This window comes from Nocardia sp. NPDC055002 (genome assembly GCF_053608825.1).
Map to the genome: position 1 here is coordinate 863,624 of NZ_JBSGWE010000001.1, position 23,611 is coordinate 887,234.

At 68.6% G+C, this 23,611-nt stretch carries 20 protein-coding genes; 11 read left to right on the top strand and 9 right to left on the bottom strand.

Features of this window, described 5'->3' with window-relative positions; translation table 11 throughout:
• Positions 1-14: 14 nt before the first annotated feature.
• Positions 15-1,514, bottom strand: a complete 1,500-nt coding sequence (locus ACWF99_RS04030; RefSeq protein WP_378631196.1) for a sugar transferase — start codon at positions 1,512-1,514, stop codon at positions 15-17.
• A gap of 485 nt (positions 1,515-1,999) precedes the next feature.
• Here ACWF99_RS04030 and ACWF99_RS04035 point away from each other — a divergent pair, with 485 nt between their 5' ends.
• Genes ACWF99_RS04035 through ACWF99_RS04050 form a run of 4 tightly spaced genes read left to right on the top strand, consistent with a single transcriptional unit; the run spans position 2,000 to position 5,734 of the window.
• Positions 2,000-3,259: a methyltransferase domain-containing protein gene (locus ACWF99_RS04035; protein ID WP_378631195.1), complete on the top strand. Its 1,260-nt coding sequence runs from the start codon at positions 2,000-2,002 to the stop codon at positions 3,257-3,259.
• Positions 3,260-3,273: 14 nt separating this feature from the next.
• Positions 3,274-4,050: a glycosyltransferase family protein gene (locus ACWF99_RS04040; RefSeq protein WP_378631193.1), complete on the top strand. Its 777-nt coding sequence runs from the start codon at positions 3,274-3,276 to the stop codon at positions 4,048-4,050.
• Positions 4,047-4,697, top strand: a complete 651-nt coding sequence (locus ACWF99_RS04045) for a PIG-L deacetylase family protein (protein ID WP_452535304.1) — start codon at positions 4,047-4,049, stop codon at positions 4,695-4,697. The genes ACWF99_RS04040 and ACWF99_RS04045 overlap by 4 nt, the downstream gene beginning before the upstream one ends.
• A gap of 2 nt (positions 4,698-4,699) precedes the next feature.
• Complete coding sequence (locus ACWF99_RS04050; RefSeq protein WP_452535306.1) at positions 4,700-5,734, top strand: NAD-dependent epimerase/dehydratase family protein; 1,035 nt, start codon at positions 4,700-4,702, stop codon at positions 5,732-5,734.
• Here ACWF99_RS04050 and rfbC read toward each other — a convergent pair.
• A complete protein-coding gene (rfbC, locus tag ACWF99_RS04055) occupies positions 5,712-6,275 on the bottom strand; it encodes a dTDP-4-dehydrorhamnose 3,5-epimerase (RefSeq protein ID WP_452534554.1) in 564 nt (187 codons plus the stop codon). The two genes, ACWF99_RS04050 and rfbC, sit on opposite strands and share 23 nt — an antisense overlap.
• 14 nt (positions 6,276-6,289) lie before the next feature.
• On the opposite strand from rfbC, the gene ACWF99_RS04060 reads away from it, so the two are divergent.
• Together ACWF99_RS04060 and ACWF99_RS04065 are read left to right on the top strand one after the other, a co-directional pair.
• Positions 6,290-7,378, top strand: coding sequence for a class I SAM-dependent methyltransferase (locus ACWF99_RS04060; RefSeq protein WP_452534556.1), 1,089 nt, complete (start codon positions 6,290-6,292; stop codon positions 7,376-7,378).
• A 213-nt stretch (positions 7,379-7,591) separates the two neighbouring features.
• Positions 7,592-8,227: an MspA family porin gene (locus tag ACWF99_RS04065; protein WP_452534558.1), complete on the top strand. Its 636-nt coding sequence runs from the start codon at positions 7,592-7,594 to the stop codon at positions 8,225-8,227.
• Between the two features lie 50 nt (positions 8,228-8,277).
• On the opposite strand, the gene ACWF99_RS04070 is transcribed toward ACWF99_RS04065, so the two are convergent.
• Genes ACWF99_RS04070 through ACWF99_RS04095 form a run of 6 tightly spaced genes read right to left on the bottom strand, consistent with a single transcriptional unit; the run spans position 8,278 to position 15,191 of the window.
• The gene (locus ACWF99_RS04070) at positions 8,278-9,375 is read right to left on the bottom strand and encodes a glycosyltransferase family 4 protein (protein ID WP_452534560.1); all 1,098 of its coding nucleotides are present in this window, start codon (positions 9,373-9,375) and stop codon (positions 8,278-8,280) included.
• Complete coding sequence (locus ACWF99_RS04075; RefSeq protein ID WP_378631184.1) at positions 9,362-10,411, bottom strand: glycoside hydrolase 5 family protein; 1,050 nt, start codon at positions 10,409-10,411, stop codon at positions 9,362-9,364. Before ACWF99_RS04075 ends, ACWF99_RS04070 begins: the two co-directional genes overlap by 14 nt.
• Positions 10,338-11,936: an oligosaccharide flippase family protein gene (locus tag ACWF99_RS04080; protein WP_452534562.1), complete on the bottom strand. Its 1,599-nt coding sequence runs from the start codon at positions 11,934-11,936 to the stop codon at positions 10,338-10,340. The genes ACWF99_RS04075 and ACWF99_RS04080 overlap by 74 nt, the downstream gene beginning before the upstream one ends.
• Complete coding sequence (locus ACWF99_RS04085; protein WP_452534564.1) at positions 11,933-12,997, bottom strand: glycosyltransferase family 4 protein; 1,065 nt, start codon at positions 12,995-12,997, stop codon at positions 11,933-11,935. Before ACWF99_RS04085 ends, ACWF99_RS04080 begins: the two co-directional genes overlap by 4 nt.
• Complete coding sequence (locus tag ACWF99_RS04090) at positions 12,994-14,358, bottom strand: O-antigen ligase family protein (protein WP_452534566.1); 1,365 nt, start codon at positions 14,356-14,358, stop codon at positions 12,994-12,996. The genes ACWF99_RS04085 and ACWF99_RS04090 overlap by 4 nt, the downstream gene beginning before the upstream one ends.
• Positions 14,355-15,191 (bottom strand): glycosyltransferase family 2 protein, encoded by an 837-nt coding sequence (locus tag ACWF99_RS04095; protein ID WP_378631176.1) that lies wholly within the window; start codon positions 15,189-15,191, stop codon positions 14,355-14,357. Before ACWF99_RS04095 ends, ACWF99_RS04090 begins: the two co-directional genes overlap by 4 nt.
• Positions 15,192-15,485: 294 nt before the next feature.
• Here ACWF99_RS04095 and ACWF99_RS04100 point away from each other — a divergent pair, with 294 nt between their 5' ends.
• The 5 genes from ACWF99_RS04100 to ACWF99_RS04120 all read left to right on the top strand — a co-directional run bounded on the left by ACWF99_RS04100 (position 15,486) and on the right by ACWF99_RS04120 (position 22,606).
• Complete coding sequence (locus ACWF99_RS04100) at positions 15,486-16,562, top strand: YveK family protein (RefSeq protein ID WP_378631174.1); 1,077 nt, start codon at positions 15,486-15,488, stop codon at positions 16,560-16,562.
• Between the two features lie 54 nt (positions 16,563-16,616).
• A complete protein-coding gene (locus ACWF99_RS04105; protein ID WP_452534569.1) occupies positions 16,617-17,888 on the top strand; it encodes a GNAT family N-acetyltransferase in 1,272 nt (423 codons plus the stop codon).
• Entirely contained in the window at positions 17,888-19,219 is a 1,332-nt protein-coding gene (locus ACWF99_RS04110) for a glutamate-1-semialdehyde 2,1-aminomutase (protein ID WP_378631170.1), read from the top strand. Before ACWF99_RS04105 ends, ACWF99_RS04110 begins: the two co-directional genes overlap by 1 nt.
• Entirely contained in the window at positions 19,216-20,319 is a 1,104-nt protein-coding gene (locus tag ACWF99_RS04115; RefSeq protein WP_452534571.1) for a glycosyltransferase, read from the top strand. The genes ACWF99_RS04110 and ACWF99_RS04115 overlap by 4 nt, the downstream gene beginning before the upstream one ends.
• A 274-nt stretch (positions 20,320-20,593) precedes the next feature.
• Positions 20,594-22,606 (top strand): SDR family oxidoreductase, encoded by a 2,013-nt coding sequence (locus ACWF99_RS04120; RefSeq protein ID WP_452534573.1) that lies wholly within the window; start codon positions 20,594-20,596, stop codon positions 22,604-22,606.
• Between the two features lie 58 nt (positions 22,607-22,664).
• Here the strand turns inward: ACWF99_RS04120 and ACWF99_RS04125 are convergent, their stop codons facing one another.
• Entirely contained in the window at positions 22,665-23,549 is an 885-nt protein-coding gene (locus ACWF99_RS04125) for an NmrA family NAD(P)-binding protein (protein ID WP_452534575.1), read from the bottom strand.
• Between the last annotated feature and the right edge of the window lie 62 nt (positions 23,550-23,611).

The window sequence follows — 23,611 nt, forward strand, 5'->3', positions numbered from 1 at the left end:
TCGCCACCCCGGTTTCAATACGCGCCGTCGCCGCGGGTGACCGCCCCGACAGTGCGCGCGATCAACGCCAGATCCAGCACCATCGACCAGTTCTCGACATAGGACAGGTCGAGGCGCACCGAGTCCTCCGGCGACAGATCGGACCGTCCGCTGACCTGCCACAACCCGGTGACGCCCGGCTTCACCAGCAGCCGCCGTCGCATCTCCCCGTCGTAGCTGTCGACCTCACGTTGCACCTGCGGCCGTGGCCCGACGACGCTCATGTCGCCGCGCAGCACGTTGAAGAACTGGGGCAGCTCGTCGAGGCTGTACTTGCGCAGGAAACGGCCGACGGCGGTCACTCGCGGATCGTCTTTGACCTTGAAGAACAACGGATTTCCACCGTGGTGCTCGATGAGCGCCTCCACCGTGTTGTCGGCGTCGACGAGCATGCTGCGGAACTTGATCATCCGGAACGGAATACCGTCGCGCCCGATCCGCTCCGACAGGTAGAACACCGGCCCCGCGCTCGTCATCTTCACCGCGATCGCGATGGCGGCCAGCATCGGCGCGACGAGCACCAGCACGGTCGCGGCGAAACACACATCGAACAGCGCTTTACGGCTCGACTTCGCTCGTCCGTAGCGCGGCGGGTCGATGTGCAGCATCGGCATCCCCGCGACGAGGCGGTTGGTCAGCCGCGCCCCCGCGATGTCGGCGATGCCGGGTGCGACGATCAGATCGACGCCGAGGGGATCCAATGCCCATGCCATCCGCCGCAACTCGGCGGGTCCGAGATGATCGGTCGCGGCCACGGCCACGGAGTCGGCGCCACTGCGGCGCACCGCCTCCAGCACCGAGCGATCGTCGCCGAGCACCGACGGCCCGTCGGACGTATCGAACTGCGGGCCCACCGATCCCGCGGGCACGCAGACACCGACCACGCGATAGCCGGAGCCGGGATCACCGGTGAACGCCGTCGCCATCGCCTGCGCGGCCTCCGGCGAACCCACGACCAGCACCGCGATATGGCACCGCCCCTGCGCGCGCCACCGCCGCAACCGCCACCGCCACGCCAACCGCCCGGCCACCAGCGCGAACAGCCCGGCGGGCAACGCGATGGCGAGATAGCCGCGCGCGACCTCCACCCGGAACAGCAGCGCGAGGATCGCCAGCACACCGAACAGCCGCAGGGTCGCCGACACCAGCCTGCGGAACTCCTCGGTCCCGGTCCCGACCACCTGTGGGGTGCGGCTGCCATAGCCGTGCAGCAACGCCAGCCACCCGGCGGCCAGAGCCAGCGACACCACGGAGTAGCCGACCTCGTAGGGCAGTGGCCAGGCCAGCGGCGGGGCGGCGGGCCCGCCGAAGCGGATGACCTGTGCCGCCGCGACCGCACCGAACACCGCGATCACGTCGGTCACCGCCAACCGCTGGACCAGTGCGCTCTGCCAACTCTCGCGCTGGGTACGGCGCAGCACCTGGACGCCGTTGACAACATCGACGTCGCCACTACCGGTGAGCTCGTAGCTCATGAACCCACACCTCCCCTTCGGGCGACGAATCGTTTCCCGATCCCCGTCGACCGGAATGCGGCCGTTGCGGCCGTCCTACTTCCCGTCGATTCGATACCCGCTCGTTGATTGTTACAGACCACCAGCAGGGGTTCTTTCCGAAGACTCACCGCCACAAGGGATTCCAGTAGTTAGCCACTTCACAGCGCAATCGGACAGCTATCACCGAGCCGCTATTGCCTTTCGATATGAATGCAGGACAATCACTTTCACAAGTGATCGCCATCACAAACAGAGGAGGAATGGTCGCCCTCGCCGACAGTTAGCCGGTGCCGGATCGACCTGGTATTACTCCGAAAATTACCATGAATGTGTTTCCGCCCGAACGTTTCAGGGCACCCTTTCTGCCCGCCGCTGTAACGTCTGTGCCCACTGATCCGACTTCCGGCATGACCGGCAAGAGCCGCGACAGCTCGGGTGAACAGGTATGAAGGTGGGGGCTCCACGTGCAATGTCGACTCTGTGACTCCGAACGGCTCACGAGCGTGCTCGACCTGGGCGCCACCCCACCGTGCGAGAGCTTTCTGTCCGCCACCGATCTCGACCGGCCCGAATCGACGTATCCGCTGCACCTGCGGTTGTGTGAGGACTGCCTGCTGTTACAGATCCCGGCGCTGATCACGCCCGAGGACACCTTCACCGAGTACGCGTACTTCTCCTCGTTCTCCGACAGCTGGGTCCGTCACGCCGAGCAGTTCGTCACCACGACCGCCGAACGACTCGGCCTCGGCGCCGATTCGTTCGTCGTCGAGGTGGCGAGCAACGACGGCTACCTGCTGCGACACGCGGTCGCGCGCGGCATCCGCTGTCTGGGCATCGAGCCCTCGGTCAATGTCGGACTCGCGGCCCGCGAGGTCGGCGTACCGACGGACACCGCGTTCCTGCACCAGGATTCGGCCGCGCGGATCCGCGCCGAGCACGGACCGGCCGACCTGGTGGTCGCCAACAACGTCTACGCCCACGTACCCGACCTGCGCGGGTTCACCCACGCACTGCGCACCCTGCTCAGCGACGACGGCTGGTGCAGCATCGAAGTGCACCACGCGCTGAACCTGGTCCAGCTCGGCCAGTTCGACACCATCTACCACGAGCACTTCCAGTACTACACCGTCCATTCGGCGCAGCGCGCGCTGGCGATCGCCGGCCTGACCGTCGTCGATGTGGAACTGCTGGACACCCACGGCGGCTCGCTCCGGCTGTGGGCACGCCCCGACGCCGTCGCCGAACCCACCGCCCGCGTCGCCGAGGTCCTCGACCTCGAGCGCGCGGCGGGGCTGCACGAACCCGCCGGCTACGCCGCGCTCGGTGCCCGTGCCGAATCGGTTCGCCACGAGCTGCTGCGTTTCCTGCTCGACTGCCGCGCCGCGGGCAAGCGGGTGGTCGGCTACGGCGCACCGGGCAAGGGCAACACGCTGCTCAACTACTGCGGCATCCGGCCCGACCTGCTCGAATACACCGTGGACCGCAACCCCTACAAGCACGGCCGCTACACCCCCGGCACCCGGATTCCGATCCATCCGCCGGAACGCATCGACGCGGACAAGCCCGATGTGGTGCTGGTCCTGCCGTGGAATCTCGAAACCGAGATCACCGCTCAACTCAGCCACGTCGGCGAATGGGGTGGCGAACTGATCTACCCTCTGCCGGTGCTGCATCGCGCCGCCACGACGGGCGAACCGGTCGCGGTCGGCGCACTCCCGGAATGAAGGTGAACGAACCGATGAAGGTCGTATTGTTCTGTGGCGGATACGGCATGCGCATGCGCGGCGGATCCGACGACGTCGTCCCCAAGCCGATGCAGCTGGTCGGGCCGCGCCCGTTGCTGTGGCACGTGATGCGCTACTACGCGCACTACGGACACACAGAGTTCGTGCTGTGTCTCGGTTACGGCGCCGAGCACATCAAGAATTTCTTCCTCACCTACCAGGAGTCGGCGTCCAACGACTTCGTGATCCGCAACGGTGAAGTGGAGCTGCTGGGCAGCGACATCAGCGACTGGACGATCACCTTCGTCGACACCGGCGTCGAATCCGCGATCGGGGAGCGACTGCGCCGCGTGCGCGAGCACCTCGACGGCGACGAGTATTTCCTGGCCAACTACGCCGACGTCCTCACCGACGCACCGCTGGACACCATGATCGAGCGTTTCCATGCCTCGGGTGCGGCCGCGTCGATGATGGTGGTGCCGCCGCAGTCCTCGTTCCACTGTGTGGACATCTCGCCGACCGGTGAAGTGAAGGACATCGTGCCGGTGGCGCAGATGCCGCTGTGGGAGAACGGCGGATATTTCGTGCTCAGCCAGGAGATCTTCGATCTGCTGCCCCCCGGTGGCGATCTGGTGGCCGACGCGTGCGGCGCGCTCGCCGGGCAGGGCAGGCTCTTCGGATATCAGCACATGGGTTTCTGGAAGCCGGCCGACACCTTCAAGGAGCGCGCCGAACTCGACGACGCCTACCGCAACGGCACCCGGCCGTGGATGGTGTGGGACCGGCCGTGATCGGGCTGTTCACCACCCCGCCGCGCCGGATCGCGGTGCTCGGCGCGCACTGCGACGACATCGCGATCGGGATGGGGGCAACGCTTCTCGCGCTCACCGGCGCCGATCCCGAGATCGAGGTGCGCGCGCTTGTCCTCTCCGGTGGCGGCACCGCACGTGAGGACGAGGAGCGGGCGGCGCTCACCGCGTTCTGCTCGGGCAACAAGCCGGAACTGCGCGTCCTCGATGTGCCCGACGGCCGCGCGCCCGCGCACTGGGATCGGATCAAGGACGCGCTGGCGGACTTTCGTCGTGGCGGTGAACCCGAGGTGGTGTTCGCGCCGCATCGTGGCGACGCCCATCAGGACCATCGGCTGCTCGCCGAACTGGTGCCCACCGAGTTCCGTGACCACCTGACCCTGGGTTACGAAATCCTCAAGTGGGAGACCGACACTCCGGCTCCCACCCTCTACCACCCACTGAGTCACGCACTCGCGCAGCAGAAGTCGCGTCTGCTGCACGAACACTATCCGTCGCAGACGGGCCGCGACTGGTTCGACGAACAGGCCTTCCTCGGGCTGGCCCGGATGCGTGGGGTGCAGTGCCACGCACCGTATGCCGAGGCGTTCGTGCTCGACAAAGCGATCATCAGATGGGAACAGACGTGAACATGCGGGTACTGGTCACCGGGCACCAGGGCTATCTCGGCACCGTGATGGTGCCCGTGCTGCGGGCGGCGGGCCACCGGGTCACCGGCCTGGACATCGGCTACTTCGCCGACTGCCTGCTCGGCGAATTCGCCGGTGACCCCGACGGTCTGGCCGTGGACCTGCGCGAGGTGACCGTCGAGCAGCTGCGCGGTTTCGACGCGGTGATCCACCTCGCGGCGTTGTCGAACGATCCCCTCGGCGCTCTGGCGCCGGAGATCACCTACGACATCAACCATCGCGCGTCGGTGCGACTGGCCCGCCTCGCCAAGGAAGCCGGGGTGTCGCGGTTCCTCTACGCGTCCACCTGCTCGGTCTACGGCGCCGCCGGTGCCGACCTCGTCACCGAGGACGCCCCGCTGCGCCCGATCACCCCCTACGCCGAGAGCAAAGTGCGCGTCGAAGACGATGTGGCCGCGCTGGCCGACGACAACTTCGTTCCGGTATTCCTGCGCAATGCCACCGCTTTCGGCTTCTCGCCGCGGTTGCGGGCCGACATCGTGCTCAACAATCTGGTCGGCTACGCGGTGCTCACCGGCGAGGTGAAGGTGCTCTCCGACGGCACCCCGTGGCGGCCCCTGGTGCACGCCGCCGACATCGCCGCCGCCTTCGCCACCTGCCTGACCGCGCCCGCCGCCGACATCTCGTGCCGGGCGTTCAACATCGGCACCGAGGTCAACAACCTCACCGTCGCCGAGATCGCCGCCTCGGTGGTCGACGCAGTCCCCGGATCCCGGCTGCTGATCACCGGCGAGAACGGCGCCGACCCACGGTCCTACCGGGTCGACTTCTCCTACGCGCGTGAGGTTCTCGGCTTCGAGGCGCAGTGGACGGTTCCCGCGGGCGCGGCCGAGCTCTTCACCGAGTACACCGCGCGCGGACTCACCGCCGATGCGTTCTTCCGCCGGTTCACCCGGCTGCCGCACCTGCAGGGGCTGTGCGACTCCGGGGTGCTCGACGCACAGCTGCGCCGGATCAGTGCGTCGGCGTCAGCGTAGCCAGCAGCGCGGCCCAGGTCCCGGCCCGCGCGTCACGCGCGGAGACCGGGCCGACGGGCAGCGGCCACTCGATGGCCAGTTCGGGGTCGTCGAAGGCGACCCCGAGGTCCTCTTCGGGATCGTGCGGACGGTCGATGCGGTAGCAGACGTCGGCGATCTCGGTGAGTGCCTGGAACCCGTGCAGGAAACCCGGCGGCACATAGAGGTGGTGGAACTGCTCGTCGTCGAGCCGAAACGCTTGGCGCGCACCGAAAGTCGGCGAACCTGGTCGAATGTCGACGAGCACGTCGTGCACGGCGCCGTGCGCGCACCGCACCAGCTTGGCCTCACCGCGCCCACCGCGCCCGTGCATGCCACGGATCACCCCGCGCACCGACCGCGACTGCGAATCCTGCACGAAGGCCGCCGCCGCACCCGCTACCCCGAGATGGGCGTCGAACTCGCCCGCGTCGAAGGTACGGGTGAACAACCCCCGCTCGTCCCGGAACGGTTCGGGAACGAGTACCACTACGTCGGCCAATTCGGTCCGCTCGATACGCACGAGGCCATACTCCCATGACCCGCCGATGCCGCGGCTGCGCGAAGACCGCGCTCGTTCCCGTCCTCGATCTGGGCTCGGTCCCGGCGGCGGATCACTTTCCGCCACGTGACGCTCCGATCGCCGCCACCGAATCCGGCCACCCCTTGCGGATGGACCGGTGCACGTCGTGCGGGCTGGCTCAGCTGGCCGACGACGACACCGTCACCGCGGAGCCCCGCGGTATCGAGCCGCTGGCCCTGCGCGACCAAGCCGGCGAGGCGGTGCGCCTGGTGCACGCCGCCGGGCTGCTGCGCGGATCGACGGTCACCGAATTCGGTAGCCCGCACGGCGGCACCTGGCTGCCACTGCTCGCCGAGCACGGCTTCACCGAGAACACGGGTGAACCGGCCGATGTGGTGCTCGACTGCTTCGGGATCATGCACGAACCCGATCAGCGAGCGGCCTTCGCGGCGCGGGCCGCGGCGACGGCGCCCGACGGGGTGCTGCTTGTCCAATACCACTCACTGGCCACCATCGTCACGCAGGGACAATGGAACGCGTTGCGGCACGGGCACTTCGCGTACTACTCGCTGTCCGCTCTGCGCACCCTGTTACGCGCGGCGGGGATGAGCGTGGTCACCGCGTGGGAGTTCGACCTCTACGGCGGCACGGTACTCCTGGCCGTTCGCCACGGCGATCACACCCCCGACGCCAGCATCGACAGCCTTCTCGTCGCCGAAGCCGACGCACTGAGGGCGGCCCCCGAGCTGCAGCAGACGGTCGACCGTCACGTCCGCGCCCTGCGCGGTTGGCTGGACACCGGTGCCACGCAGGGCCTTCGCGTCTATGCCTACGGCGCCGCGTCGCGCGCGGTGGCCCTGCTGAGCATGGCGGGCGCGCACCGCGACCTGCTCGCCGGTGTCGCCGACGCCGCTCCGGGAAAACAGGGCTGCCGGATGCCCGGCACCGATGTGCCCATCATCTCCCCCGCCGAACTGGTCGCCGCCGAGCCCGACGTCGTGCTGCTCACGCTGCCGGACCTGCTCGCCGAGGTGAGCGCCGCACTGCCCGAACTCGACGGACGGTGGATGATCGACGATCCGGCGGGCCCACGCAACCGATAGAGACCGGCGAAGGCTGTGGGATAACCGACCTTATGCCGATCGGCACATGACCGCAGGACGTGGGATACTCGGAAATGCCCAGCGCCGCACCATGATCGAATTCGGGTCACCGCTGGACCGCCGCAGTGTCGCGGTGGCCGGTGTCCGGATCGCAGGGGAAACGCGGCGCCGAACGCAGCGTTCGGCGGGCCACTGTCCAGGGGAAGAATTCTGATGAGGGGAACCACCGTGCTCGCATCACGCGCGCTCCGGATCGCGGCGATGGTATCGGCCATCGCTGTCGGTCTCGCCATGGGGGCAGGCACCGCTGCTGCCGGAATCGACAGCAGCAGTACCGTTCTCGACGGCAAGAACCGTACCGTCGAAGCGATCCAGTCCGACACCCGGATCGACTTCGTCGCACCACTGGACGGCAATCCGCTCACCCGCGAATGGTTCCACAGCGGCGCGGCTTCCTACCTGGTCACCGGCCCCGACGCCGAGACCTGGTCCGGTCGCATCACGCTCGGCTATCAGGTCGGCTACCCCGCCACTCTCGACGGCCGGATCAAGTTCGAGTGGTCCACCCCGAGCCTCGGCCTCGAGGTCGGCGCCGACGGCCCCACCGTCAAGCTCGACGGTCTCATCCCGCGCGCGGGCATCGAACTCGCCGCGGGCTTCGGCCCCGGTATCCAGGAGGTCGAGGTCGCCGGTGGTGAGATCGCCGGAGCCGAAGGCGTACTGCGTCTTTCAGGTTTCCACGGCACTGTCACCGGTGTGCTCGGCCAGACCAATGTCCGTCCGTTCGTGCGGATCGTCGGCTCGTCCGGCGACACCGTCGTCACCTACGGCAAGACCTTCTCGATCTGATCGGGCCCGACGGACCCGGCGAGTGAGTTCACTCGCCGGGTCCGTCGCTGTCACGGTGCCGTGCCGAGCAGAGCGTCGAGCATCTGCGGCAGTGTGCGGGACCGATCGTGTGCTGCCGCGACCCGAGCCCGACCGTCCTCGTGCAAGCGCGACCGCAACCGCGGGTCGCCGATGACACGCTCGATCGCGGCCCGCAGCGCGACCGGATCAGCGGGCGGAACGCACACCATGACGCGGTCATCGGCGTATCCGCCGTGATCGGTGGCGATCACCGGGACACCCAAACTCATCGCCTCGAGGACGACGAGCTGACCGGCCTCGGGCAGCACGCTGGCCGAGATCACCGCGTCCCAGCCCCGCAGGGTGGTCATGGCGTCGACCTGACCGAGTAAGGCGACCCGGCCGACGAGGTCGGGCTGCTCGGCGCGCTCGCGCAGCTCGGCCAGATACGCCACGTCGCCGGGCAATGCCCGGCCGGCGATCTCGAGTCGCACCTCGGGCAACCCCGCGACGGCCTCCAGCAGAACGTGGTGACCCTTCCATGAGGTCACCACGCCCAGGATGCCGACCACCGGTGGCGTGCGCTCGACCACGGGCGCGGGTTCGACCGGCCAGGTCACGCCGTTGAACGCGACATCGACATCGAACCCGCGCCGGCGCAGCGGCTGCGCGGCGGTCTCGGACACCGCGACGGCACGGCCCACCGCCGCACGCCCGGCCCAGGCAGCGCCGTATTGCCGCCGACTGGCGAGGATGTCGTGGACCAACCAGGCCGCCGAGCCCCGATGTGGACGGGCCAGCGCCAGCGCGGGCAACGCCATGGTCGAATTGACGATGATGCGGGTTCGGCTGTCCCGCAACGGCTTCCGAAGACGCCATACCGCACTGATCCAGTTCTTCAGCATCACCAGCGCGGCGGTCAACCGGCGCAGGCCGCGTTCACCCGCCAACCCCAGCGCGGCGATGCCGATGTGCTCGACACCGGCGGGCAGCCGCTCCCGCAACGGACCGTCCGGGCAGGCGACCCGCACCCGGTAGCCACGTTCGAGCGCCGAGTCCACGAGGGCGAGCATCACGTTCTCCGCGCCCGACGCCTGTCCGGTGTGAGCGACGAAAACCAGCTCGCGCCCGTCGTCACTGCCCCGCACGGAGCACCTCCGCGCGGGCGCGGACCTGCGCCAGTGCCGGTTTCGCCGAATAGTCACGACGGAGCATGCCGAAGTTGTCCTCCAGGTTCTGACGATCGTCGCCCGCGTCGATCAGGGAATAGACGAAAACAGGGCCGATATTGGGCATCGCCGCCATCAAGTCCAGTCCGCCGCCGAGTATCTCGGCTTGGGTCTGCTCGTCGACCGCGCGTGCTCCGGTACCGGTCGGCGCGCCGAATTCGGTGGGCCACAGCCGCTTCGACGTATCGCCGCGAGCATCCATGATCGCGCGGATTCGAGTCAGGTTCTGGAAGGCGTTGTCCCGGCTCGGCGACGAGGGCAGCTCCGGATAGGAGTAGGGGTGCACCGCGATGGCGTCGAAGTCGAGAGCCGAGCCCAGCGCGTAGAGGCGCTCGATGAACGTCGACGGCGCGATGTCGCGGCCGTTGTCGGCAGCGGGCGCCAAGCCGCCGACCAGCACCTGACCACCCGGCTGGCGGGTGCGCACGGCCGTCGCCGCCTGGTGGAGCAGCTGGGCGTACAGATTCACATGGGGCAGCGGCGCGAAGAAGCTGGTGACATTGGGCTCGTTCCAGACCTCCCAGTGCTTGATCTGATCGCGGTAGCGCTCGACCGCGTCGGCGACGAATTGGCCGAACAGCGCGGGATACGGGGCGACCTTGTTTCCACCGGGCCCCGGGTCCTGACGTGCCCACGGCGGTGAGTAGGTGAGGATGGCCAGCACGTGCAACCCGTGGGCGCGCGCCGACCGCACCACCCGATCGGTCATCGACCAGTCCTTGCGGCCACGGTCGTGCTCGATGAGCGACCAGTCCAGATCCATCCTGATCCAGGTGGCGCCCGCGTCGACCACGCCCTTCATCTGGCGGTCCAATTCGCCGGCGCTCAGTGCGAGCCAAGAGTGGCCGCCCGCGATGCCGAGTCCGGTCTCGTTCACGCGCTCATCGAGCACGGTCGACATCGTCGGTGTCCCGCATCCGAGCAGGGTGAGCGTGAGGGCCACGGTGGTGATCATCCGAGCGAATCGCCACAGTGTCATCAGATTTCGGCCCTCGCACGCTTCGTATCGTCAATCCGTCGGTCCAGCGCACAACGCAGCCGGCGAGGAAAAGGTACAACACACCGGCCACCGTAGAGGTGACAATCCACGGTGGCTCCCACCGCTGCTGAATCATCGTCGCGGGGACGATCACCGCGGCGGCGACGGCACTGACCGACACCACCGAGGTGACCGGGATCAACCGCCCGATCCGCACCGTGGCGACGAGCGCGAGCCACACCCCGATCAGCAGAACGACATTGGCCACCAGACCGGCGATGGCCGCGCCTTCGAACGACAGCCACGCGATCAGCGGCCACGACAACGCCAGGTCGACGACCAGCGCGAGTAGCGCGATCCAAGGAATCAGGTAGTTGCGCCCGGCGGCCATCAGCGCGACCAGGCCCAGATGGGCCAGCGCGCCGAGCAGTCCGCCGATGATCTGGTAGCGACTCGCATCGACCGCGGACACGAACTTCGCACCGAAGAGCAGGTCGATCACCTGGGTCGCGACCGGCCAGAAGGCGACCAGCGCGGCAAGGCCGAGGGCCGTCAGCGCGGCACCCGACTGGCGGAAGTAGCGCCGGAATCGGGTGGGGTCGGCCGGCCACACCGCGATGAGCAGAGTGGTCAACGGGGCGACGACCGCGATCGCCGCGGTGTCGACGAGGTCGGCGAATTTCATGCCGACCGCGAACATCCCGACGGATTCGAAGGTGTCGAAGTGACCCAGCAGCAGCAGGCCGACCTTCTGCAGCATGATGATCAGGGCCAGGCCGATGCTCAGCGGCAGCGCCTCGCGCAACATGCCGCCCCACCAGCGCAGTTCGACACGGCGCGCCGGGATCGGTCCACCGAGCCCCCGACCCACGCCGACGATCTTGATCGCGATGGCGATCAGTTCGTACACCACGGCGGGGATCACCACGATCAGCAAGGTCGGTGCCCACAGCACCGCGACGACGGTCAGCGCCACCTGGACAAGGCGGGCGATCGACTCCGCCGCGGCGACCAAGGTCAAGCGCATGGTCGACTGGAACAGCACGGTGAGCGCGTTGCTCGGCGTCGCGACCACCACGACCAGCCCCGCGACGGCTGTCGCCGCGATGACCTGCGGTGGACAACCGAGCAGCACCACATAGCCCAGCGCCACCCCGTAACCCAGCAGTCCGAGTACGGTCCGCAGCGCGATGAACGAGCTCGCGATCTCGGCGACCTCGGCGGGCTCGCCGTGCACGAGTTTGCCGATGACCGCGCGCCCGACCCCCAGATCGGTGACGATCGCGAGCATGCCGAGCAGACCGAACACGAAGGAGAAGTAGCCCCATTCGACCGCGGGCAGCATCCGGGCGGTGAGCATGGTGCCGAGCAGACCGAGCACCGCGGCGAAGATCCGGCTGGCCAGCATCGCGGCGGTGTTGTTGGCGGCGGCCCGCCCCGACATCGAGGCGCGGCTCTCGATCGGGCGATCGGGGACCGACGGTTTCGCCTCGGTCGTCACGGAATCAACCCGGCGCCGCGATAGGCGCCGACCGTCGCCTCGGCGGTGGCCCGCCAGCTCAGCTTCGACGCCGCGGCCAGACCACGCTCGCGCAGTACGGCGTTGCCGACGGTGTCGTGCAGCAGTGGGCGCACGGCCGCCGTCCACGACTCGACATTCGCGCGCGCGACCAGCACGGCACCGTCGCCACAGACCTGTGGCAGCGCGCCGACCGCGCTGGCCACCACCGCGCCACCGCACGCCATGGCCTCCACCGGCGGCAGCCCGAATCCTTCGTACTCCGAGCAGTAGGCCACCACGGTCGCCGCGGCGTACAGCGCGGGCAGATCGGCGGCATCGACGTAACCGAGACCGATCGCCGTGGCCGGGGCCTGCGGACCGGTGGATCCGGCCCCGGCCAGCACGAGCGGAATGTCGAGGGCGCGCGCCACTTCCGCGAGCATCCCGACCTGTTTGCGCGGCTCGACGGTCCCCACCTGCAGGATGAATCGAGGCGGCAGGTCGTAGCCGGCCCGCACCCGGTCCACCTCGGAGGCTTCGGGGACGCGCGCCCAGTCGGCGGGCGCGAGCGGCACGACAACCGCCGCGCGGCCGAACTTGTCCGCGATCCGTTCGGCGGTGAATTCCGATACCGCGATCAGCAGATCGGCACGCGTCAACGACGTCCGGACCAGCAACTGTTCCCCGCGCGCCCGATACCGGCTGAACGCCCACGGCACATCGAAGACCGACAGGTCGTGCACCGTGGCGACCGTGGCACGCGGCCCGACCAGCGGAAGGTCGACATCGAGGCCGTGGAACACATCGAATCCGCGCAGCGGCGCGACACCGTGCCACGCGCGGCGAGCGCCCGCCGCGACCGGGCGCGACACCGCCGAGACGGTGGACGGCAGCGAACTCGCCGCGTCGGCTTGGACCAGCGCCGACAGCTCGGCACCCGGCAACAGCGCGGGCAACTGCGCCAGCAGTTCCCGCTGATACGTCGAGACCCCGGCGCCGTCGGGTCGGTAGGCCAACGCCCCGAAACACACGGTGGGCCGGCTGTTCGCAGCAGTATTCATGACACCTGTTCGGGGACGGGGCTGCGCTCGACGGCCTGGACTGGGGAGTGCTGGGAGACCGCGCAGCCGACGACCGCGGCGAGCAACCAGAAGTAGAAATCGCTGGGAAAGATCTCGAAGTAGCTCGACGCGACCGCCGCGACCGCGCTCGACAGCACGGCCGCCGCGACCCCGAGCGCCAGTGCGGCGTCGTTGCCGCTCATCGTGCGCGCCGAACGCAGCGCGAGCAGATAGATCACCACCAGGATCGCGCAGAACAACCAGACCCCGATCGGCCCGAGTTCGATGAGCAGCTTCACGTAGTAGTTGTCGGGTTGGTACGGGCGCCCGTAGATCTGGACTTCGCCGGTGGCATAGGGCAATTTCTCGGCGGCCGGGCCGAGCTCGGCGACGAGTTGGGCCGCCTTCGCCGCCCCCGTCGAGCCGAGGCCCTCACCGAACGGGTGACTCGGGACCGTCCTGGTCACGACCTTCCACCCGGTCTCGCGCGCGGCCAGGCTGTCCGAGGACAACAGCGAACTGCGCGCCTGCGACGACGCCCCGACGCCGACCACCACGATCAACGCGACCCCGCCGATGATCACCGCTTTGAGCTGGCGCCGATAGCGGACGACCGCGAGCACCAGCACACCGATCAGCAACCCGAGAAGCGCGGCGCGCACGACGCTGGCCGCGATACCGGCCACCAGCACCGGAGTCATCAGCAGGAACAACCGATTGCGTAGCCGGCGCGGGGCGGCCAGCGCGACTGATCCACCCACCAGCAAGACGGTGACCAGATAGAACGCGAACGGGAACGGTTGGTTGAACGATCCGAACGAGCGCATCAGACCACCGGAGAACCGGATCGTCTCGTTGAACTTGTAGCCCATCTCGGCGAGCCCGGCGGGCCCGATCGCCTGCTGCGCCAAGCCGAAGACCGCGATTCCGACCGACTCGACCATCATGATCGTGATGAGCAGATCGCGATCGCGCGCGGTGAACGGCCGCAGATACAGGATCAACGGCACCACGATGAAGTAGAAGAACGTGATCTTGATCGCGAAAATGCCCAGAATTCCCGCTGTCAGGAACGCCGAACCGACCCCGAACACGCACAGCACCACGCCGATCGACCACCACGGCAACGCCGGACGCGGGTCGACTCGCCCGTGGGGCACGAACGCCGCCACCGCGAGGGTGAGCAGCAGCATCGCTTCTTTCCAGCCGTCGACCCGCATCCACGCCGGTGCGATCAGCAGCAATCCGTTGAACGGCACCAACGCCGCCACCAGCAAGACCCCGCGCTGGGGTCGATGCCAGATCCAGCGCAGGAAGACCCAAGCCACCGGCAGGGCCACCACGTACAACAGGGAGTTCACTGCCGCGCGCCTCGCCCGAACAACCGCGCGGCCCGCGCCGACACCCGGACCAGCGCCTGCCGCAGCACGCGACCGTCGCCGATCAGGACATCGATCACACCGACGCGGTCAGCGAACTGCCGACGGTGATGGTGGTTGAACCGCAGCACGTCGGCGAATTTGCTCGCCGACGATGTCGTACTCGAGTAGTTGAACACCGACGCGCGGTTGATCGCGAATACACGATCGTGGCCGAAGAACTCGCCGCGTCCGCACAGCCGCGCCACCAGGTCGACATCCATCGCGTACAGGAAGTCCGCGCGAAAACCGCTGGTACCGGCGAAATCAGCGCGACGGAACAGGAACGCCGCGGTCGGGCACACGTCGTCGGGCAGTTTGCGCACGAGCGTGCGCAGCACGGTCCGCGACGAGCATCGACCCACCAGTCCTGGCAGCCCACGCCCCCGCGCGAGGACCACACCCTCGTCGTCGACGACATCGAACTTGGCGCCCGCGACCGCGATCCCGCTGTCGTCCATCGACTCGACCTGCGCCGACAGGCACCCCGGGGCGATCATGTCGTCGGCGCAGACCAGCTTGACCAGCTCGCCACCGGCCAGTTCGATCGCGCGATTCCAGTTCTGCTCGATCGGCAGCGTGGTGTCGTTGGTGTACAACCGAATGCGCGCATCGTCGAACGCGCGCACGAGATCGCCCGTGCCGTCCGTACTCGCGTTGTCGACGACCACGATCTCGAGGTCGTCGAAATCTTGCGCGCTGATCGACTCCAGCGTCTCGACAATCGTGCGCGCCGCGTTGAAGGCCGGTACACATACCGACACTCGAACCCCCACAGCCGTTACCCCTCAATGAGATCCATTTGCCGACGGCTCAACCGTCCCGCACCCATCAAGGGCGAACGTAGATCAGACTACCTGGAGGGCTTCGCGGATGTTCGCCGTGGAATTCCCAGCGACTTACCGGCGAGTGAACTGTGCAGGTTCGGCGGGGTTCGACCGCGTTCGCCGACGCGACCGTCCGGCAGACCTGGGGTATCGTCATCGCAACTCGGTCGTGCCGAAGTGACGGCATACCGGCTTCGGGGGCCGGTGATCGAGAAGTGTTGATGCGTGAAATGTGGGGGAAGTGTGAGCAGTACCGAGTCGCCGTCGACCGCCGACCTCGACTCCGGCGGGCGGTCGATGCCCGCGGTGAACATCGCGGGCCATCTTCGCCAACTGATACGGGTGCTGCCGTTCGCCCTGGTTGCCGCGATCATTGTCGGCGGCGCGGTGTGGCTGGTTCGTGACGGGAGCGAGCGGACCTACCAGGCGAGCATCACCGTCCAGATCTCGCAGCCGTCGATCGGCGCGGTGTTCAACGAACTGACCCAGCCCTACATTGTGATGGTCACCGATACCCGCGTGCTCTCGGATGTGGTGAAGAACGGGCTCGCACCCTCGGAAGCGGATCTGCGCTCCCGGGTGTCGGCGATGACCGGTCCCGCGCCGTCGTTGCTGATCATCACGGCCGAGGCCGGCTCGCCCGAGCAGGCCTCGAAATTGGTCGTGGCAGTCGAACAGTCGCTCGACAGCGTCGGTTCCCAGATGCGGACCGAGGCGATCGCACGGTCCGCGGCCGACCTGGAAGCACACCGGCGCGCGGTCGAGGACACCTTCTCCAAGCGTCTGTCCGACGATCCGCTGCGCCCGGAGCTGAGTTTCGACGCCCGTGATGTCGCGCGCGAGACCGAGTTCCGCCAGGTACTCGGCCCCGCGCGCCTGACGGTGCTCACCGCGCCCTCCTGGGAACTCGTTGCCCCGCACCCGGTGCAGGAAGGGTTGTTCGCCGCGCTGGCCACATTGATCGTGGTCGCCGAAGGTCTGGTGCTGGCCGGGGTGGCTCGTGGCCGTCGTCGTGGCGGCAAGAAGCCAGCCGAGCCCACGGGGGTCGACACCGACAAGGTCGCGCCCACGGCGGAAACCCGAGCACCCGCACCCGACAACCGTGCTCCCGCGATGGAAACCCGTGCACCCGCCGCCGATTCCCGGATGCGCACGTCGCCGGCTCCCCCGGCATCGTTCGACACGCCGCCACGCCGCGCTGCCCCGGTCACCCCGCGCTCGGCCACCATCTCGCACGACCCCGAGACCATGGCGCTGCCTCGGGTCGGGTACACGCCGAGCAGTCCGCGCGCGACTCCCACCGAACCACGCGACAGCTAGCTCCGCGGCGTGACCATTTCCTACCGAAGCAGACAACGGCCGAACGATCGCGAATTGTCGCGGCTGACCCTCGGCCCGGTGCGACACAACGGCCACGAGATCCGATTGCGCCCACCCCGGATGTCGGATTTCGCCGCGTGGCGCGAGATCCGGCTGCGTGATCGCGCCCATATCGAGCCGTATTGGAGCACCTCCCCGCTGCCGTGGGAGCGACGGCACACCGCGCGGCGTTGGGCGCGCGAATGTCTGCTGGCCCGTGCCGACATGCGCGCCGGACGCCGCTACGCGGGTGCGATCGAGGTCGACGGACAATTCGTCGGACAGCTGGAGTACTGCGTCATCGACACCGCGACGGGGACCGCCGAGTCCAGCGGCTGGATAGACGCCCGCTGGGCAGGCCAGGGGATGATCACCGTGGCGGGCGCGATGTTGCTCGATTACGGAGTCACCGCGCTCGGGCTGGTACGCGTTGTCGCGCCGATCTCCCCCGCCAATCTGCCCGCCGCCGGATCGGTGCGCGCCCTCGGCTTCCGCAAGGAAGCCACCATGGCCGTGGCCTTCGACGCGGGTGGGTCGCTGCGTGACCACGCGTTGTGGGCGTGGACCGCACGTGACAGTTCGACCCCCGAGACTTTCGCGGTCGCGCCACAGTTCCCAGCGCCGACCACCGATCGATCCTCGCGCGCCGGTGGGCCCTCACCGGCGATCATCGCGATCGCCGCGCTGCGGCTGTTGCTGTGGCTGGTCGTTCGCCGTCTGCGCCGGTACACGCTCGCCCGCACGGTGCGGATCACCGTCACCGATGCGCCGAACATCTCGGTGCGCAGCCTGTCCCGCGCCGACCGGGTCGACTGGCAGGCGGCCGCTACCGCCCACCGCGCCCGGCTCGCACCGACCGACCGGCGCCGGCATCGGCGCGAGTGGCACCGCGCCCTGCGCAATGCCCGCCACGGGTTGCGGTCACCGGCCGGGCTGGTCCTCGTGCTCCTGGCCGAGGGCCGGTACGCCGGGGAGATCCGATTGTTCGAACCGACGATGACCGGGCGCGTCGCCCGGCTGTCGGCATGGGCGGATCCCGAGCTCGTCGAGGCCACGCAGCTGGGGGCGGCGCTACGGGCGGTCGCCGAACACGGGTTCTCCGAACTCGGGCTTCGGCGGATCGCCGCCGAAGCCCCCAGCGCCGACCCCGCTCCGAACACCGCTTTGGCTGCCGCCCATTTCACCGAAGAAGGTGTGCTACACGACCATTGCGGCCCCACGGGTGTCCGCGCCGACCATCGCCTGTGGGCCCTGACCACACCACCGAGTCACGGAGGTCGCCGCTGATGCGAACGTTCCAGCGCAGCAATGAGATCCAGGCCCGCCTGCACGATCTGGTGCCGGGCGGTGCGCACACCTACGCTCGTGGCGCCGATCAGTACCCGGAGAACATGGCGCCGATCCTGGTGCGCGGCAAGGGCGCGCACGTATGGGACGCCGACGGCAATCGCTATGTCGAATACGGGATGGGGTTGCGGTCGGTGACGCTCGGCCACGCGTACCGACCCGTGCTGGACGCGGTGTCGTCGACCATCGCCGACGGGGTCAGCTTCACCCGCCCCACCGAGCTGGAACTGCTGGCCGCCCAGGACTTCCTGGATCTGGTCCCCGGCGCCGACATGGTGAAGTTCACCAAGAACGGTTCCGACGCGACCACCGCCGCGGTGCGCCTGGCCCGCGCGGTGACCGGACGCGACCGCGTCGCGGTCTGTCAGCAGCCCTTCTTCTCCGTCGACGACTGGTTCATCGGCACCACACCGATGTCGGCCGGTATCCCCCCGGTCGACACCGTGACCTTCCCCTACAACGACCTCTCCGCGCTGCGTCGAGTCCTGGCCGCGTCGCCGATCGCCGCCGTGGTGATGGAACCCGCGACCGCCACCGGCGAACCCGAACACGGCTACCTGTCCGCGGTCCGCGACCTGTGCGACCGGTACGGCGCCCTGCTGGTCTTCGACGAGATGATCACCGGTTTCCGCTGGTCGGCGGGTGGTGCGCAGGCGGTATACGGCGTCGCCCCCGATCTGTCGTGCTGGGGCAAGGCGATGGGAAACGGTTTCCCCATCGCGGCGCTGGCGGGCAAACGCGAGTTCATGGAACGCGGCGGACTCCGGACCGACCACGACCGCGTGTTCCTGCTGTCGACCACGCACGGCCCGGAGACCGCGTCGCTGGCGGCGTTTCGCGCGGTGGTGCACGCCTACCGGACCGAGGACCCGGTCGCCCGGATGGAAGCGGCCGGTAACCGGTTGGCCGCGGGGGCGAACGCGATCGCCACCGAGCTCGGCATCGCCGAGCACCTGTCGGTGACGGGGCGCCCGTCCTGCTCCATTTTCCGCACGCACGACGCCGATGGTGTTGCGTCCCAAGCCTTTCGAACCCTGTTCATCCAGGAGATGCTGACCCACGGCGTCCTCGGTCAGTCGTTCGTCACCTCGGCCGCCCACGACGACACCGCCGTCGACGACACCATCGCCGCGTTCGCCGAGGCCGCCCGGGTGTACCGCACCGCCCTTGCCCGCGGCACCGTCGACGGTCTGCTGACCGGTCGTCCGGTCGCACCCGCCCTGCGTCGCACCGCCGCACCCCGACAGATCGAAGCGAGCTCCCGCCGATGACCCGTGTCGCCATCGTCCACGAACGTTTCACCGAGTTCGGCGGCTCCGAGGCCGTTGTCGGCGAATTCGTCGAAACCTGGCCCGATGCCGAGGTTTTCGCACCGATCGTCGCGCCGGGTGGCGTGCGCGAGCCGGTGCGCACCGTGCACGACACCTGGCTCAGCAGGGCGCACACCTACACCGGCGGCAGGCACGCTCCCCTGCTCCCGCTGGTTCCGCGCGTGCTACGGCGAATGCCGTTGCGCGACTTCGATGTCGTGGTGATCAGCCATCACGCGTTCGCCACCCAGGCCGCCTTGGCCACCGACGCGCCGGTGGTCGCCTACGTGCACTCCCCCGCCCGCTGGGCCTGGGATCGCGAGTTCCGCGCACAGGAGGCAGGCGGTCGTACAGGCCAGCTGGCGCTGGGCGCGCTGGGCACCCTGGCCCGGCGGGGCGAACTGCGCGCCGCCCCGCGGCTCACCCACGTCATCGCCAACTCGCACGCGGTGGCCGAGCGGGTCACCGAGTGGTGGGGGCTGCCCGCCTCGGTCGTCAACCCGCCGGTGCAGGTCAGCCGCTTCACCCCGGATCCGTCGGTGCAACGCGAGGACTTCTTCCTGTGCGCGGGCAGGCTCGTGCCCTACAAGCGCGCCGACCTCGCCATTCGCGCCGCGCAGCGGGCCGGGGTTCGCCTGGTGGTCCTCGGCGAAGGCCGGTTCCGCGCGCAGCTCGACGAGATCGCGGGCTCGGAGACGACCTTCCTCGGCGCCACCTCGGGCGAGCTGTTGCAGGACATGTACCGGCGCTGCCAAGCGCTGCTCATGCCGGGCATCGAGGATTTCGGCATCGTGCCGGTGGAGGCGATGGCCTGCGGCACGCCGGTGCTCGCGGTCGGCGCCGGCGGCGCGCTCGATACAGTGCGCCCCGGCGTCACCGGCGAGTACGTACCGGCCGGATCCGATGAGGACGTCGTCGCGGCGCTGGCCGACATGATGGGCGAATTCCGCTCGGCCTCCTACGATCCCGCGAAGATCCGCGAGCACGCCAACACCTTCGCCCCCGAGGTGTTCCGCACCAGGATCGCGAGCACTGTGGCCGATGTCCTGGCGGATCGGTAGCGACATGTTGTCTGAAACTCTCGGTTACTGAAAGTATCTGTCACACATACCCTTTGACCTGCGGCGATGGGTGACAATTCCCACACGGTGATACCACGCCATCAGCTTGCCCGGCTAGGTTACTGACGAGTACGGTAAGCGTAGCCGGGACGACGATGTGCCCGGTTTCTCTCCAGCCACTTTGCTGCTGGACCTCAACCGTTGATTTCGCATTCACCGCCGCATGCCGATCACTGTTGCGCGACACCGTGTTTCGAGATTTTCAGGAGGAGCGATGGTTTCCTACATCGTGACAGGCGGTACCGGATTTCTGGGTCGACGCGTAGTGCGGGGGCTGCTCGCAGCCGACCCCACCGCGATCGTGCACGTGCTGGTGCGCGCCGAGTCGCTGCCCAAGTTCACCGCGCACAATGCGCAACATCCCGACAGTGACCGCGTGTTCGCGCTGGTCGGGGACCTGACCGCCGACGGCCTCGGTCTCGGCGACGGCGCACCGCGGGCAGATCACGTGCTGCACCTCGGCGCGGTCTACGACATGACCGCCGACGAGGAGACCGCCCACGCGGCCAACGTCGCGGGCACTCGCTCGGTGATCGAGTTGGCCCGCAACCTCGATGCCACCCTGCACCACGTGTCCTCGGTGGCGGTGGCGGGCGACCACCGCGGCAAATTCTTCGAGGAGGATTTCGACCTCGGCCAGAACCTGACCTCGCCGTACCACCGCACCAAGTTCGCCGCGGAGAAGCTTGTTCGCGAGGCCACCGACGTGCGCTGGCGGGTGTACCGCCCGGCGATCGTCGTCGGTGATTCGCGGACCGGCGAGATGGACAAGATCGACGGCCCGTACTACTTCTTCTCGGCCATTTCCACGCTGGCGGGCCTGCCGTCCGAACTGCCGTTGCCGCTGCCCGATCTGGGTGCGACCAATGTGGTGCCGGTCGACTACGTCGCCGAGGCGATGGTGCGGCTGGTGCGCCGCGACGGCCTGGACGGGCGCACGTTCCACCTGGTCAACCCGCGGCCGCAGCCGTTCGGGGAGATCTACCGCGCGCTGGCGACCGCCGCGGGCGGTCCGGTCGGCATCGGCACCGTGCCCGGTAGCGCACGCGCGCTGAGCGGGCTCGGTCATGTTCCCGGCGCGAACACGGTGCGCGACTTCCTGTTCGAACAGGCGGGCATTCCCGCCGAGGTCGCACCGCACGTCGGGTTCACCGCCGACTTCGTCTCCGACTCCACCCAGGCGGTACTGCCCGGGCTCACCGTGCCCGCGTTCGACACCTATGCCGACCGTCTCTGGGACTTCTGGCGCGTCAACCTGGACCCGCACCGCGGTCGTCCCGCCGCCGACGCGCACCCGCTCTCGGGTCGCACGGTGCTCATCACCGGTGCGTCCTCGGGTATCGGTCTGGCCACAGCCCATGCCGTCGCCCGCCGTGGCGCGATCGTGCTGATGATCGCCCGTGGCGTCGAAGATCTCACGGCCGCAGCGGAATCCGTGCGCGCCGAGGGCGGCGCCGCGTTCGCCTACCCCTGCGACATCACCGACGCGGAGGCGGTCGATCTCCTCGTCAAGACCGTGCTGACCGAGCACCACCATGTCGACTACCTGATCAACAACGCGGGCCGCTCCATCCGTCGTTCGGTGGCCAACTCGGTGGACCGGATGCACGACTTCGAACGCACCATGGCGGTCAACTACTTCGGTGCCGTCCGTCTCATCCTGGGGCTGCTTCCCTCGATGCGCGAACGTCACTTCGGCCACATCGTCAACATCTCCTCCATCGCCGTGCAGACCAAGGCACCTCGCTTCGCCGCCTATGCCGCGAGCAAGTCCGCCCTGGACAACTTCAGCGATATCGCCGCGGTCGAAAACCGTGGCGACGGTGTCTCTTTCACCTCGATCCGGATGCCGCTCGTGCGCACCCCGATGATCGCGCCCACCGATCTCTACCGTTCGCTGCCCCTGCCCGACCCCGACCGGGCGGCCGACATCGTGGTGCGCGCTCTGCTGGAACGCCCCGACCGCATCGACACCCCCGCGGGCACCTTCGCCCAGGCGGTCGAGATGTTCCTGCCCTCGCTCAAGCGCACGATCATGCACACCGGGTTCCGGTTCTTCGGCGAATCCACTGCGGCACAGGGCAAGTCCGTTCCCGCCGCGGTCACCGAGCCCGCCGAACCGGCACGCAATGCCCTCACCGTCCTCGGCCCGGTCTTCGCGCCGCTGATGGTGATGCCGAACTCAGCGGCCCGCATGAGCCGGGTACTGCCCGGCGTGCACTGGTGACATCACCCTGAACACCCGGCCGGTCACGACGTTCGTCGTCGTGACCGGCCGGTTCGGTTCACCGCAGGAAGGTGCTGGCCCAGGCGGCGAGGGTCGTCGGCGTGGTGGTGAGCACCGTTCGCGGGTTCTCCGCGACGAATCCGGAACTCAATCCCGCTGACATACCGGCGATTCCGTCGATCTGGCCCTGTCCGAGGGCCGCTGATCGCAGCGCTTCCCGGAACTCGTTGTCGGCGAGGTGGATCGGGGTGACCTCATGGCCCAACTGCCGGCCGAGGATCTCGGCGACCTCGGTGAATGTCAGATCCCGCGGACCGTGCACGGCCTGCACGACACGCCCCGACCAGGCGTCCGACAGCAGTCGGGCCGCCGCCACCTCACCGATATCGCGCGGATCCACCCAGGCCATCGCATGGTCGGGCGGCCACGGTGTGGACAGCGTGCCCGCCCGGATTTCATCGAGCTGGGTCAGCAGATTGGTGAAGAAGTAGCCGCACCGCAGGTGCGCCACATTCGCCCCGGTCTTGTCGAGCAACTCCTCGGTCCGCGCCAGCCCGTCGATTTCCCCGGCCCCACCCCGCTTCTCAGCACCCACACTGCTGACGAACACCGTCGCCTCGATCCCGTTCTCGACAACAGCACGCGCCGCCGACGCCCCCATCCGCGCGAACCCTGCCACCGGATCACCATCCACCAGCGCAGGCGGATCCACCCAGAACAACCGATCCGCTCCCACGGTAGCTCGCACCACCGCCTCCGAATCCCCCTGATCGACCCGCACGACATCGACGAACTCCCGCATCGCGTCGTCGAGCCGCCCAGGATCGCGCATCAGCACAGTCGGCCGAACCCCCGCCTGCACCAGCAACTGCACAACCCGAGCCCCCACATGCCCGACCGGCGTAGTGACAACAACCTTCTTCGCGTCCTCTCTCAGTTCCATAACCCCACGCTAAAACCCATCGCAGCCAGTTCCTGACCGCAACAGCCGACAGATTTCGCTGA

Coding starts and splice junctions, on each gene's coding strand:
- ACWF99_RS04050 (WP_452535306.1), top strand. CDS start 4,700: ATGCGGGTACTGGTCACCGGGCACCAGGGCTATCTCGGCACCGTGATG.
- ACWF99_RS04125 (WP_452534575.1), bottom strand. CDS start 23,549: ATGGAACTGAGAGAGGACGCGAAGAAGGTTGTTGTCACTACGCCGGTC.
- ACWF99_RS04120 (WP_452534573.1), top strand. CDS start 20,594: ATGGTTTCCTACATCGTGACAGGCGGTACCGGATTTCTGGGTCGACGC.
- ACWF99_RS04110 (WP_378631170.1), top strand. CDS start 17,888: ATGCGAACGTTCCAGCGCAGCAATGAGATCCAGGCCCGCCTGCACGAT.
- ACWF99_RS04060 (WP_452534556.1), top strand. CDS start 6,290: ATGACCCGCCGATGCCGCGGCTGCGCGAAGACCGCGCTCGTTCCCGTC.
- ACWF99_RS04065 (WP_452534558.1), top strand. CDS start 7,592: ATGAGGGGAACCACCGTGCTCGCATCACGCGCGCTCCGGATCGCGGCG.
- ACWF99_RS04075 (WP_378631184.1), bottom strand. CDS start 10,411: ATGATCACCACCGTGGCCCTCACGCTCACCCTGCTCGGATGCGGGACA.
- ACWF99_RS04085 (WP_452534564.1), bottom strand. CDS start 12,997: ATGAATACTGCTGCGAACAGCCGGCCCACCGTGTGTTTCGGGGCGTTG.
- ACWF99_RS04115 (WP_452534571.1), top strand. CDS start 19,216: ATGACCCGTGTCGCCATCGTCCACGAACGTTTCACCGAGTTCGGCGGC.
- ACWF99_RS04030 (WP_378631196.1), bottom strand. CDS start 1,514: ATGAGCTACGAGCTCACCGGTAGTGGCGACGTCGATGTTGTCAACGGC.
- ACWF99_RS04040 (WP_378631193.1), top strand. CDS start 3,274: ATGAAGGTCGTATTGTTCTGTGGCGGATACGGCATGCGCATGCGCGGC.